Origin of the sequence: Amycolatopsis alkalitolerans (genome assembly GCF_006152065.1) — a bacterium.
Classification (GTDB): domain Bacteria; phylum Actinomycetota; class Actinomycetes; order Mycobacteriales; family Pseudonocardiaceae; genus Amycolatopsis_E; species Amycolatopsis_E alkalitolerans.
This window is the reverse complement of record NZ_VDFW01000023.1, coordinates 14,288-26,810: the sequence shown is the minus strand read 5'-3', so window position 1 is coordinate 26,810 and position 12,523 is coordinate 14,288. Positions and strand designations below refer to the sequence as shown.

At 68.7% G+C, this 12,523-nt stretch carries 13 protein-coding genes and 3 tRNA genes; 6 read left to right on the top strand and 10 right to left on the bottom strand.

Features of this window, described 5'->3' with window-relative positions:
• Nucleotides 1-44 precede the first annotated feature (44 nt).
• Nucleotides 45-1,205: a beta-ketoacyl synthase N-terminal-like domain-containing protein gene (locus FG385_RS23490; RefSeq protein ID WP_139098944.1), complete on the bottom strand. Its 1,161-nt coding sequence runs from the start codon at nt 1,203-1,205 to the stop codon at nt 45-47.
• A gap of 192 nt (nt 1,206-1,397) precedes the next feature.
• On the opposite strand from FG385_RS23490, the gene FG385_RS23485 reads away from it, so the two are divergent.
• Entirely contained in the window at nt 1,398-4,130 is a 2,733-nt protein-coding gene (locus FG385_RS23485) for a sensor domain-containing protein (protein ID WP_139098943.1), read from the top strand.
• A gap of 2 nt (nt 4,131-4,132) precedes the next feature.
• On the opposite strand, the gene FG385_RS23480 is transcribed toward FG385_RS23485, so the two are convergent.
• The gene (locus FG385_RS23480) at nt 4,133-4,747 is read right to left on the bottom strand and encodes a TetR/AcrR family transcriptional regulator (protein ID WP_139098942.1); all 615 of its coding nucleotides are present in this window, start codon (nt 4,745-4,747) and stop codon (nt 4,133-4,135) included.
• A 52-nt stretch (nt 4,748-4,799) separates the two neighbouring features.
• Nucleotides 4,800-5,828, bottom strand: coding sequence for a GlxA family transcriptional regulator (locus FG385_RS23475; RefSeq protein WP_235022752.1), 1,029 nt, complete (start codon nt 5,826-5,828; stop codon nt 4,800-4,802).
• 71 nt (nt 5,829-5,899) lie between these two features.
• On the opposite strand from FG385_RS23475, the gene FG385_RS23470 reads away from it, so the two are divergent.
• On the top strand, nt 5,900-6,667 hold the full coding sequence (locus FG385_RS23470) for an NAD(P)H-dependent oxidoreductase (RefSeq protein ID WP_139098940.1): 768 nt from the start codon (nt 5,900-5,902) through the stop codon (nt 6,665-6,667).
• Here the strand turns inward: FG385_RS23470 and FG385_RS23465 are convergent.
• On the bottom strand, nt 6,592-7,281 hold the full coding sequence (locus FG385_RS23465; protein WP_139099018.1) for a class I SAM-dependent methyltransferase: 690 nt from the start codon (nt 7,279-7,281) through the stop codon (nt 6,592-6,594). The genes FG385_RS23470 and FG385_RS23465 overlap by 76 nt on opposite strands.
• Before the next feature lie 285 nt (nt 7,282-7,566).
• Here FG385_RS23465 and FG385_RS34035 point away from each other — a divergent pair, with 285 nt between their 5' ends.
• Nucleotides 7,567-7,734, top strand: a complete 168-nt coding sequence (locus tag FG385_RS34035) for a hypothetical protein (protein WP_160148871.1) — start codon at nt 7,567-7,569, stop codon at nt 7,732-7,734.
• A gap of 211 nt (nt 7,735-7,945) precedes the next feature.
• The gene (locus FG385_RS23460) at nt 7,946-8,230 is read left to right on the top strand and encodes a hypothetical protein (protein ID WP_139098939.1); all 285 of its coding nucleotides are present in this window, start codon (nt 7,946-7,948) and stop codon (nt 8,228-8,230) included.
• Nucleotides 8,231-8,244: 14 nt separating this feature from the next.
• On the opposite strand, the gene FG385_RS23455 is transcribed toward FG385_RS23460, so the two are convergent.
• A complete protein-coding gene (locus FG385_RS23455; protein WP_235022751.1) occupies nt 8,245-8,802 on the bottom strand; it encodes a GrpB family protein in 558 nt (185 codons plus the stop codon).
• Nucleotides 8,803-9,182: 380 nt separating this feature from the next.
• Between FG385_RS23455 and FG385_RS23450 the strand changes: the two genes are divergently transcribed.
• Entirely contained in the window at nt 9,183-9,653 is a 471-nt protein-coding gene (locus FG385_RS23450; protein WP_139098937.1) for an SRPBCC family protein, read from the top strand.
• Between the two features lie 544 nt (nt 9,654-10,197).
• On the opposite strand, the gene FG385_RS23445 is transcribed toward FG385_RS23450, so the two are convergent.
• From FG385_RS23445 to FG385_RS23430, 4 genes are all read right to left on the bottom strand, one after another.
• A tRNA-Phe gene (locus tag FG385_RS23445) sits at nt 10,198-10,271 on the bottom strand.
• A 31-nt stretch (nt 10,272-10,302) separates the two neighbouring features.
• A tRNA-Asp gene (locus tag FG385_RS23440) sits at nt 10,303-10,376 on the bottom strand.
• 14 nt (nt 10,377-10,390) lie between these two features.
• Nucleotides 10,391-10,463 (bottom strand) — tRNA-Glu (locus tag FG385_RS23435).
• A 190-nt stretch (nt 10,464-10,653) separates the two neighbouring features.
• Nucleotides 10,654-10,905 carry a hypothetical protein gene (locus FG385_RS23430; protein ID WP_139098936.1) on the bottom strand — a complete coding sequence of 84 codons (252 nt, stop codon included), beginning with the start codon at nt 10,903-10,905 and terminating at the stop codon, nt 10,654-10,656.
• A 729-nt stretch (nt 10,906-11,634) separates the two neighbouring features.
• Here FG385_RS23430 and FG385_RS23425 point away from each other — a divergent pair.
• A complete protein-coding gene (locus tag FG385_RS23425; RefSeq protein ID WP_139098935.1) occupies nt 11,635-12,054 on the top strand; it encodes a hypothetical protein in 420 nt (139 codons plus the stop codon).
• Between the two features lie 117 nt (nt 12,055-12,171).
• Here the strand turns inward: FG385_RS23425 and FG385_RS23420 are convergent, their stop codons facing one another.
• Entirely contained in the window at nt 12,172-12,375 is a 204-nt protein-coding gene (locus tag FG385_RS23420; RefSeq protein ID WP_027941311.1) for a cold-shock protein, read from the bottom strand.
• Nucleotides 12,376-12,523 lie beyond the last annotated feature (148 nt).

Below are 12,523 nucleotides of genomic sequence, written 5' to 3'. Positions count from 1 at the left end.
CCGTGAAGGACCTCCGCCCCGGCGAGATCCTTCACGGCCGAGCATCACGACGGCGGGGCAAGGACGACGACGGAGTTGTGCCCGCCCATCCCGAGTGAGGACTTCACCGTCAGCCCGTCCCCGATCGGGGTCCGGCCGTTCAGCAACTGCGGGTGTCCCGGCGCCACGGTCGGCGGGGCAGGGATATAGCCGCGATCGTAGGCGAGCGCGGCCGTCGCCATCTCGACCGCTGACGCGGCACCCTGGCAGTGCCCGACCAGCGGCTTCATCGAGTAGATGCCCGTCTCGGAGCCGAAGAGCTCCTCGAGCATGGTCGCCTCCGCCCGGTCACACTGCTTCGTGCCCGGACCGTGCGCGTTGAGGTAGCGCACGGCCGAAGCGGGCACGCCCGCGTTGGCGAGCGCATCGCGGAAGCAGCCGCGGACGTGCTCCAACCCCGGTTCGATCGACGTCACGTGGTGCCCGTCATGGGACATCGCGCCACCGAGCGTCAACGCGTAGGGCCGGTCGGCGCGCTTCGACAGCACGAACGAAACCGCGGCCTCCCCCATGCAGAACCCGCGGCTGCCCTGCTGGAACGGGCGGCAGGCGTCGAGCGGGTCGACGTCGGTGATCGCGACCCCGAGCCGGACGAAGTGCAGCACGTTCTCCGGCACCAGCGACAGGTCCGTCGCGACGAACACCACATCGTCGACGATCCCGGCGTCCAGCCACGCCTTCGCGGTGAGCAGACCCGCGTTGCCGGAGGCACACATCGCCGACACGTTCATCGCGGGACCGTGAAAGTCGTGGTCCTGCATGAACGTCGACATCGGCGTCGAGGGCATGAGCGCCAGGTACTCCCGTGGCGTCAGGTCACCGTTGCGGGTCAGGTAGAACTCCCGCCACAGGTCCACCTCACCCAGCACCACGGCGTGCAGCAGGCCGACCTGCCTGCCCGGGGTCCAGCCCCGCTCATGCGCGTCCTCGATCGCCTCCCGCGCGGCGGCTCGCATCGCGCGCGCGAAGCGGCTCGGGCCGTCGGCCGGGTCGCCCCCTTCCGGGACTCTCGCGACCCAGGCCGCCTCGTCCCGGTTGGGCCCGTAACCACCCAACAGACTGGCCGCGTGCTTGCCGTCGGCGAGACCCTCCCATAACAGTTCGCGTCCCCAGCCGTAGCCGGTGACCGCTCCGATTCCACAGATACCGATCTCTCGCGAATTCATCACACTCGCCCCTCCTGTTCGTTACCTCTACGATCCGTTCGGAGCAGAACGGACCTACAGGGCCAACGACCAGCGGCTTCACCTCACTTGCCGTGGCAAGCTGGAAGCGACGGGAAGGGTGCTTTCGGTCCACAGTCGTACCCCGAACGGAGCAACAGCAGACCTCGGAGAATTCGGCGGATCGGACGGACCATGGACGCAAACGCCAGCAGCGCGGAGGGTCCTGCCACAGTGTCGCTCGAACAGGAGCAGGTCATCGACCTCGCGTTGTCGGCAGGCCACGGGGTGGTCTGGTCGCTGGACCTTGCCAGCGGCCGGCTGTCCTGGCGGCAGGGGCTCGACGATGTGCTCGGCCTGCCGGGCTCGGACGAGGCGGCGATCCGGGCACGGCTGGCGGAACTGATCAACCCGTTCGCCGTCGCCGTCCGCAGCACGGACGTCTGGGAGGACCTCGAACTGGAGAAGTCCTACCTGACCGAGATCGGCGAGACACGCTGGCTCCGGTTGACCGCCAGGCGCGACGGCGGTCGCCTCTTCGGCATCGCGCACGACGTCACCGACCGGCACGAGGAGCGCCGCGAACTCGCCGACCTGGCCGACCGCTACCGACTGCTGGTCGAGATGAGCCCGGACATCATCGTCGTGCACCAGGACGGCGCGATCGTCTACGCCAACCCCGCCGCGGTGAAGTTCGCCGGCGGGGACTCGCCGACGGCGCTGGTGGGCAACCCGATCGTCGATCATGTGGATCCCGGGTCGCAGGCGGACATGTTCGGCCGGCTCAGGCACCTGACGGTGCCCGGGGCGACTTCGGAACCGGCGGAGGCGACGCTCGTCCGGCCCGACGGCACACGCGTCTGGACGGAGCTCGTCTCGGTCCGGACCACCTGGGAGGGGCGCCCCGCTTTTCAGGTGGTGCTGCGCGACCTCCGCCCGCAGAAGGCCGCCGAGGCGGCGCTGCGTTATCAGGCCGCGCTCGTCGAGCACGTCAGTGACGCGATCGTCGCCACCGACGCGGAAGGCCTCGTGACCAGCTGGAATCCGGCCGCCGAGGCGATCTACGGGCTGCCTTCGGCGGGTGCGCTGGGCCGCCACGTCGGCGAACTGGTCGGTGCCCCGCTGGATCCGGCCGCGGTGCTGCGGGACGGCGGGGTGAGCCAGGAGACGCACCGCGCGGCGGACGGGACGGCGCTGAGCGTCCGCGTGTCGGCGGCCGAAATGGACGGCGGCTTCGTCCTCGTATGCGCCGACGAAACCGCGCGCCGGAGGGCCGAGCGGCAGTACAGCACGGTGGTCGCGGCACTGGACGAAGGTGTGCTCGTGATCAGCTCGAGCGGGCTCGTGATCGCGGCGAACCCGGCCGCGGAGCGGATCCTCGGCGTGCCGGCGCCGGCGATGATCAGCTCTTCGCCGCATGAATGGCCGATCTACGACGAGTCCGGGCAGCGGATGTCGCCGAGCGAGTACCCGTCGGCGCAGGTCCGCCGCACCGGGATCGCCCAGCACGGCCGGGTGCTGCGAGTGCTGCGGCGCGATGGGCGCAACGTCTGGCTTTCGGCCTCCTGCCGCGCGTTGACGCCCGAGGACAGCGACCTCAGCGCCTACGTGCTGTCCTTCACCGACATCACCGAGCGCCGGGCGATCGGCGAACGCCTTGAACACGACGCGACGCATGACCCGCTGACCGGGCTGGCGAACCGGAACCTCGTACTGAACGAGCTGACCGCGCGGCTGCGCGGCCGGCGCCGCACCTCGACCGCGGTGCTGTTCATCGATCTGGACAAGTTCAAGGTCATCAACGACTCCCTCGGCCACGCCGTCGGCGACCGGGTGCTCAAGATCGTCGGTGAGCGGCTGCGCCGGGCGGTGCGCCACGAGGACGTCGTCGGTCGGCTCGGCGGTGACGAGTTCGTCGTGATCGCGTCCGGGGTACACGGTGAGCCGGAGGCACGAGCGGTGACCGAGCATCTGCGCGAGTCGGTGACCCAGCCGGTCACGGTCGGCGGCCGGCAGTTGCATGTGGACGCGTGCGTCGGCATCGTGCTCGCCGCGGACGGCGATCCGCGGGCCGCGGACGATCTGCTGCGCGACGCGGATGTCGCGATGTACCAAGCGAAAACGCGGGGCCGCAGCCGGTACGAGTTCTTCAACGTGGAGCTGCGCCGCCAGATGCAGCGGCGCCTGCGGCTCGAGCAGGACCTGCGCGACGCCGTGCGGCTCGGCAAGCTCTGGACCGCGTACCAGCCGGTCGTCGATCTGCGCACGAACCGGATGGTCGCGGTCGAGGGGCTGCTGCGGTGGACGCATCCGGTGCACGGCGCCGTGCCTCCGATGGAGTTCATCCCGCTCGCCGAGGAAAGCGACCTGATCAACCAGCTGGGCTCACACGTGCTGCGGGTCACCACGGCGGAGCTGGCGGCGCGTCGAGCCCGCGGGCTCGACGTCGACCTCAAGATCAACCTGTCGACCCGCCAGCTCGACGATCCCGGGCTCATCCCGGAAGTCGAGCGCACGCTGCGCACCACCGGCCTGCCGGCGAACGCGCTGTGCCTGGAGATCACCGAGAGCGCGCTCATGCGGGATTCGGCGCTGGCAAGCGAAGCTCTGACCGCGCTGCGCGAGATCGGGGTCCGCCTGGCGATCGACGATTTCGGCACCGGTTACTCGTCACTCGCCCAGCTCCAACGGCTCACTTTGGACACTCTCAAGATCGACCGCTCGTTCGTGCTGGAGCTCGGCGAATCGGCCGACGCCGAGGCGATCGTGACGAGCATCATCGCGATGGCGCACGCGGTGCACCTGACCGTGGTCGCCGAAGGGGTCGAGAACGAGACGCAGCTGGACCTGCTCCGGGACCTCGGCTGCGATCAGGCCCAGGGTTACTACCTGGGAAAACCCTTGCCCGCCAATGAGCTGTGGGGCTGAAGTCACGATCGCCCGATCACCTCGGCGACCATCTCCTCGATCTCGCCACGGGTGATCGTCCAGAGCGCCGCCGTCGTCCGGGTGCTCGACACGAAACTCATCAGCACGACGCCGCGGATCGCCGCGAGCACGGTGAGCATCACCGCGGCGCCCCTGGGTCTGCCGAGGAAATCGGGGACGGCCTGGTTGAGGATCTCGCTCATCCCCTCGGTGAGCTCGCTGTTGAACCGGTGCACGTGCTGGCGCAACTCGGGATCGGTGCGGCTGCCCAGCCACAGTTCCACGAGCGCGGTGAACGCCTTGCCGTCGTGCAGCTCCCACAACCGGTCCACCAGCGTCATCACGGTTTCCACCTCGGTGGGCCGGTGCGGTGGATCGGCGCGGAACTGCGCCAGGATCCGCCCCGTGGCGTGTTCGAGCCCGGCGACCACGAGTTCCGCCTTGGTGGGGAAATAGTGCGCCTGGGCGCCGCGTGTCACACCGGCGCGGGTGGCTATCTGCGCCGCGGTGACGTTGGCGTAGCCGAATTCGACGAGGCACTCGACCGTCGCCTCCAGCAGCGCTGTCCGGGTGGCCGCCCGCCGCTCCGCCTGGGTGCGCCGCTTAACGCCAGCCATCCGATCACTTTATCGGTACCGGGCAAGTCGGGATTTCCGTGTGCCGCAATGATCATCGTCGCTGCCCGCGCGATCCACTGGCCCCCGAGAAAGCGCTTTCGCGAACTGTCCATTCGCTACCGTGAGCGCCCCGGAAGGTTGCCCGGTAGGTGCTCGGCGAAACCCCGACCGCGGACTGGAAGTGCTGGCGCAACGAAGCCGCCGTGCCGAACCCGGCGTCCGAGGCGATCCGGTCCATCGCCAGATCCGTCTCTTCGAGGAGCTGGCGCGCCCGCTCGAGGCGTTGCTGGGTGAGCCATTGCAGCGGGGAGATGCCGACTTCCTCGCGAAACCGGCGGGTGAAGGTCCGCACGCTCATCGAATCCCGCGCGGCGAGCTCCCGAAGTGACAGTGGACGGTCCAGATGCCGCAACGCCCAGGAGCGCGCGCCGGCCGTGGAGGAACTGCGGGGTTCGGGTACCGGGCGCGAGATGTACTGCGCCTGCCCGCCTTCACGATGCGGTGCGACGATCGTGCCGCGCGCGACCTCGTTCGCGACGGTGGCGCCGTGATCACGGCGGATCATGTGCAGGCACAGGTCGATGCCGGCCGCGACGCCGGCCGAGGTCAGCACGTCCCCGGAGTCGGTGTAGAGCACGTTCTCCTCGACTTCGACCGCCGGGTACAGCGCCCGGAGGTCGGGTGCCGAGCGCCAGTGCGTGGTCGCGCGACGGCCGTCGAGCAGCCCGGCCGCCGCGAGCAGGAAGGCACCGGTGCAGATCGACGCGATCCGCGTGCCGGGGCGGATGCGGGCGAACGCGTCGGCCATGGGCCCGTCCAAGCGGCCGCCGGTCTGCGGCTGGTAGTCCCCTTTGGAGGACAGCACGATCACCGTGTCGGCCGCGGCGAGCGCCTCCGGCCCGCGCTCGACAGCGATCGTGAAGTCGGCGTCCGTGGGCACCTGGCCGGGGACGATCGTGCAGGTGACGATCTCGTAGAGGGGTGCGCCCGAGGCCGAGCGCGCGTTGCCGAACAGCTGGTGCACGATGCCGAGTTCGATCGGCAGCAGCCCGGGCCGGACAAGAGACGCGATACGGTGCATGGCCCGATCCTTGCACAACATGGCCTTCAAGCCACTGGTTGCGAGCTCAATCAGATCGCACGATGGTGGTCATGAAGGTTTTGTGGATCTACGCCCATCCGGAACCGCGGTCGCTGACCGGCTCACTGCGTGACGAGGGGCTCCGCGCGCTCACCGAGCTCGGCCACGAGTACCGGGAGTCGGATCTGTACGCGATGCGCTGGAACCCGGTCGTCGACCGCGAGGATTACGCGCTGGGCCCGGACGAGCGCCTTCTCGTCCCCGGCGAGTCCGCGGCGGCGTACGAATCGGGCCAGCTCAGCCCCGACATCCGGGCGGAGCAGGAGAAGATCGAGTGGGCCGATGCGCTCGTCCTGCAGTTCCCGCTGTGGTGGTACGGCCTGCCCGCGATCCTCAAGGGCTGGGTCGACCGGGTCTTCGTCAAGGGCTTCGGCTACGGGCTCACCGGCGACGGCGGGCGGGTCCTGCGGTACGGCGAGGGGAAGCTCGCCGGCAAGCGAGCGCTGGCGGCCATCACCATCGGCAGCCGCGCGATGCCGTTCGGCCCGCGCGGCATCAACGGGGCTTTGCCGGAGGCGCTGTTCCCCTTGCTGCACGGCACTTTCTGGTACACCGGGATGTCGGCGCTGCCGCCGTTCGCCGTGCACAGCTCGGACCGCGCGGGCGCGCCGGAGTTCGAGGCCGCCGCGAAGGGCCTGCGGGCCCGGCTGGAAACGCTCGCGACCGACGACCCGATCTCGTACCGCCCCCAGAACGGCGGGGACTACGACGAGGACCTGGTCCTGAAGCCGCACGTGGAGCCAGGCCGAACCGGGCTGGCAGTGCATACCCGCGGGTAGGGCCGGCCTGTCACGCGCCGGCGGCCCGAGTCCAGATCACGGCGCAGCCGCTCGATGCCGCGGGATACGGCCGCCGGGTCGGTTTGCGCGAGGGCGGAACAGTTCCGGCGCACCCCCGGGTCGAGGTACGCGCCGGGGCGTCGCCAGTAGGCCGGATACACGCCGTCCCGGAAATCCCACGGCACGGGCAGGGCGACAACGTCGTCCGCACCGAGCTCGTCCGCGATGTCCCCGGCTGACGGGCGCGCGAGCTCCAGCCGGGCGATTTCCGGGATGTATTCGCGCGTAAGCCAGTACTCGGCATGCAGGCGCGTGTCGTAAGCCAGCACGAGCTGGCAGTGCGCGACGCGGCGCAACTCGGCAAGCCCACCTCGCCAGTCACGCCAGTGGTGCACGGTCAGCACAGCCATCGCGACGTCCGCAGCCTTGTCCCGCAGGGGAAGGCGCTCAGCAACCGCCTGCACGGCGGGCGGAGCGCCAGGACGGCGCTGGCCGAGCATCTGCCGTGAAGGCTCGGCCGCCAGCACCGTCGCCGCGGGTTCGTATGACCCGGTTCCAGCTCCCACGTCGATGACCGAACCGGCCCCGCCCAGCGCGGCGGCGATCGCCGCCATCCAGCGGGGATCGGTGCGCCGACCGTGCGAGTAGGCACGCCCGATGTCGTCGTACACCTGCGATGACACGGCGTCATGCTGCCTGGTGGCGGATCGGCGGCCTCGGTGACGAGCACCCCGTGGTCGAGAGCGTCATGAACCGCACGCCGGATCATCGAGCGAGTGGCCACGGTCCGTTATGCCCGCGCGAATCCGCGAACGTTGTCCCCGTCCGCCTGCTCGTGGAACGCGACCGGTCGACGACGAACGCGAGGTGGCCACTGTCCTGTTACCCGTATTCGCGGGATGGAGCACCGAAAGCACGAGCCGCCCGCCAGGCACGAGGACACGGCCCGCCTCGCGCACTGCGCCCAGGTCGAACGAGTCCCCGGCAAACGGGAGGTCCGCCGCGTCGGCGACGACGTACTCACCCTCCGGGTGCGCATCCCGTGCGGCGCCGATCAGGGTCGGTGAGGCGTCCGCCTGCCCTGGTGCCGGGACGAGGCCGAACAAGTCGGACCGGTATCGCCAGTAGGAGTCCAGGCCAGGCGTGCGCGCCCAGGCGACCCAGTTCCTCGCTTGCGCTTCCCAAGCCTCGCTGGTCACCGCGCGAGCCTAAGGCCGATCCCGTCCGCCATCCAATCAGGACAGCGAAAAGCAGCGAGCCATCCGCGACAATCGAGCGATGACGGGCGACGACCGGCTCTGCGACTTCATAGACGACCTGCTGGCCATCCTCCGCGTCGGCGAACACGATGTCCTCTGGACTCGGTTCGACTCGGTCGACCAGGTCGTCGCAGAACTGGAGCAGCTTCGCGGCCGCATCAGCAACGGCGACGGGGCGGCGCGCCAAGAGTTCAGGATCCTGTGCCTGCCCACCGGCGCGATCGATGACATCGCCATCTCCAGTGGCTGGACCGAAAACTGGGTCAAGCTCGTCGACGGCAAGTACCGATCCGCGTTTCCGTGACAGGCCGTCGAGGGCTACTCCCGCCAGCCTGCGCGCCCCAGAATCTCGTCGATCACCGGCCGCTTCGCTTCGGCGTAGTAGTTGATGTCACGCCACTCGCGTTTCGCCAACTCCCGCTTGGTCGCGGCGTAGAGATCCCGGTCCGCTTCGCTGGCCCGCAGGCGATTCCGGAATGCGAGGTACCGGCGCGTTTCGAGATGGTCGGGTGGATAACAGTGCAAGTTCACCGGCTCGTCGGGCTCGCCGATCCGGAAGCACCGATGCTCCGGTTCGCGGACGCGCAGGTCGTAGCCCGCCGTTTCGAGATCGGGCAAGTACGCCTGCTCGTCGTCCGGATCGTCGATGCCGACGACGATGTCGACGATCGGTTTGGCGACCAGACCGGGGACCGAGGTGGACCCGATATGCTCGATCAACCGAGCACGGCCGCCCAGAATTTTCCGGAGCTCGGCGGCACGCCGTGCGAACCGGCTCGGCCACCCGGGGTCGTAGTCGACGAGGATGACCTTCGTGGGGCGCAACGGGTGGACGAGAATCGCGGACAGCTTGGCGTCATCGAGCGCATCGGACATCATCGCGACCTTCCAGTAGGCAGCAGACCAACATAGCGCGGCTCACGACCGCAAGCACCAAAAGCCGCTATCGAGGCTCAATTCAAATGTGATCCGACAGGTGACGTGCGACGGATGTCTGCCGCCTGGTCGGTGGTGCGCCGGACGGTCGTGGTGTCGCCGTCGGGCAGGTCGATGACCCAGTCGTGTCGGACACGTGCATGGTCACGGCACATGGTTCTTGCGCTCAACGGCGTAGGAAAACGTGGTGGAGGCATCGGGCGCACCTCGTGGCCGAGCACGACCATACTGTGTGACGGTCATCACGTCATGGGATGTCGAAAGGACGTCCGGGGCTCCGTCCTGGCTATGTCCGAACCCGAACACAGGGAGACTTGATCATGACCACGACCCACCGGCTCGAGCGCACCTACCCCGCCGACCCCACCACGATCTGGACGCTCTGGACCACCCCTGGCGGGATCGCCCGCTGGTGGGCTCCCGACGGGTTCACCACCACCGTCGACTCCCTGGACCTGAGCGAAGGCGGGGAACTGGTCTACACGATGACCGCAACCGCACCTGAGACGATCGAGTTCATGCAATCGGCGGGAATGCCACTGGCGACCGTGTCGCGCAAGCGCTTCACCCGCCTCGACGAGCCCACGACGCTGGCCTACGCCTCGCTAGTCGACTTCGTGCCCGACCGCGAACCCTACGAGTTCGGCACCGAGGTTGAACTGGCCGCGACCGACAGCGGAACCCGTGTCGTGATGTCTGTCGAACCGCTACACGATCAGACCTGGACCCAACGCCTCCTCGACGGGCGCGCCAACGAACTGGCCAACCTCGCCCGCATCCTCAGCACCTGACCCACCCCAGACACCGACCAAGGACAGCGCACGCATCCGGCGGCGACTGTCGGGCCTGTCATCCGGCAGGTGACGTGCGACCGGTGTCTGCCACCTGAGCATGGTGTCGCCCCCGGGCAGGTCGATTGCGATGGTCGTGTCGGACACGTGCACGGTCACGGTGTGGTGCTGGTGTTGCCGGCCGAGAGCGACCTTCTGGCCGGCCACGGTGATCACGCCCGTGTTAGACGCCCGACGCTGCACGGTGATCGGCTCGGTCGAGGGTCGCGGGACCGGCCCGAACCGGTCGCTGACGTCGGAGCCGGGTCGCTTCACCGGGTTCCAGGGGGTTGGGCCGGGTCCGCAGCAGCTCGCGGGTGGCCGGGTCGAAAAACAGCGCCGCAAGGAGATCACCTCAGCACGGACGAGTGGGGAAGGGGAGCAGAGCCGTGCCCCCACGGGACGGCACTCAGCGGTCAACCAAGGTCAACACCGGACAGCAGCATGCTCGACCCCGGACATGAAAAAACCGCCTTGACCTGGGCCAGAGCGGCTTCGTGGAGGGTGGCCAGGGCCGGGGTCGAACCGGCGACCTTCCGCTTTTCAGGCGGACGCTCGTACCAACTGAGCTACCTGGCCGGAAACGCCGGCTACGTGCCAGACGTTATTGCGACCCTGACGGGACTCGAACCCGCGACCTTCGCCGTGACAGGGCGACGCGCTAACCAACTGCGCCACAGGGCCTTGCTTGCACTGCGTACTCCCAACGGGATTCGAACCCGCGTTGCCGCCTTGAAAGGGCGGAGTCCTAGGCCGCTGGACGATGGGAGCTCGGCCGGTTTCGGCGAACCGACCGACCGCGCTCTCAGGTCCCCCCGGGAGCGATACCAGCATAGGGCACACCCCGAACGCCCTCCAACCCGGTATCCCCAAACCTCGCGGAACCCCGGCGAGCTGCGAAAACACCAGTCCCGCCAACGAGTTTGCGAGCAGTAGTGGCCGCGGTCACGCCGGCTGCCACTTATCGCTGCGCCGGGATCTGGCCTTCGTCATCAGGGACCAGACCGAGCATGTCCAGCAGTTGCGCGCAGTCCTCGGCATCCCTGGCGCCGGCGGCGACAGCCAGCCGAGCCCGCCGGACCTGATCATCGGACACCCTCGGCGCATCGGCGTGACCGGCGCGCTGAGACGGCACACCACCCAGACCGCCGGAACCCGTGTCGCCGCCTTCGCACCGAAGGAGGAACTGTCGCACTTCCGCAGAGCCGCTCATAGCTCCTCCAAAGACTTCGTGCCAGCAACTGGGCGCGAGGCTAGCCAGAGAAATAACGACACCACAGCCCCCCGCCGAGTGAACCTGCCCAGTCGCCGTGCCCACGCAGAGCCACGAAGCCGGATGAACAGGCGGCGACGACCAGATGACGCAGCGCCTGACTTTTTCCCGTTCACCACTCGCGAACTAGCCCACCGTCATGTAACAATCGAAGTGCTGACACACCCCCGGTCAGCGCCTGTGGAGATCCCCTCCGGCCCCCGCGTTCCTCCCCCTGGCGCGGGGGCCTCTCCTCTCCTACTCACCGCTTTGCGGTTTCGCGTTGACCTCATTGCTTCCGGGGGGCCGAGCCCCCGGGCCCCCGCGGTGCGAGCTCCTTCTGTTGGCGAGCGTGGGCGCCTTTTCGAATGACCAGCGCCGGGCCCGGCGTGAGTTCGGGTCGCGTCGGCGGTCTTGGGCTTCCGCAAACCCTCACCGCATTTGCAGCGGTCGGCGCCGGGCTCGGGGTCCCCTTGTCGCGTGCGGGTTTGGTGGGACGGGGGAGGATTACGTGATGGGAGTGCGGTTGGTTGGGAGTTGGCGGATAAGCTGCGAGGATTACGGGCAGTAGACCGACCGTTGCGATGTGTGGGTGGGGACGTGGCCCGGATGGAGTAATTCCGGCGGCGACACGGTGTGGTTCGGGTCACATTGGACATGGGGGCGTGACTCAACCGTTATCGTTGCCGGGTGCCTCTTCCATCACTAGGACGTCGCGGTAACACCAGAACCGACATGAAACCCGTCAACCCCGGGCGCCACCGGAACTCCCCGTCCCGGGAATCCGAGGTCGCGGCCGAAGATCACGAGCTCACCAGCTACCTCGCCGCACTCGCCCCCGAGACCGGACCGGAGAGCACCGGCACCGGCAAGCGCTTCGGCGAGGCGCAGGTGTTCCAGCTCCGCGTCAACCTCGTCGCGAGCGCCCAGCTGCGTGAGCTCGCCGACGAGCGCGGCACCTCTCCGCAGGCGCTGGCCCGCGACTGGGTCCTCGAGCGCCTGTCCTGGGAAGCGCAGGCCGCGTCCACCCAGCGACGGCAGTTCGCGGACCACACCGGGACCGCCCACACCGACCAGCACTTCTTCGACAAGAGCAAGAACTGGGCCTGACCCCGCCCGAAAGCCGCCGATTCCCCCGTCGGCGCTCCGGAAAACCCGACCCTGAAAACGAACAAGCCCCCGGCGGGAAAACCCACCGGGGGCTTGCAACGTTCTGCAGGAAGCGTCTCAGATGACGCGCACCTTCTGGGCCTGCGGACCCTTCTGGCCCTGCCCGACCTCGAACTCAACGCGCTGGTTCTCCTCGAGGGTGCGGAAGCCGCGCCCGTCGATCTCCGAGTAGTGCACGAAGACATCGCCCTCGCCACCGTCCTGGGCGATGAAGCCGAAACCCTTCTCGGCGTTGAACCACTTCACAGTGCCTTGCGCCACCGCTTTACTCCTCGTTACATCCGCATCGGGAACCGCCGCGACGGAACCCGGGCCGCCCCGGGCGGTTCCAACGAGACGAGCGAGAGCGCGGGTCCGGGCTCATGGCTCGCGTCAGAAGTTCCGCGAGTGTGAAGCCACGAACACGCAA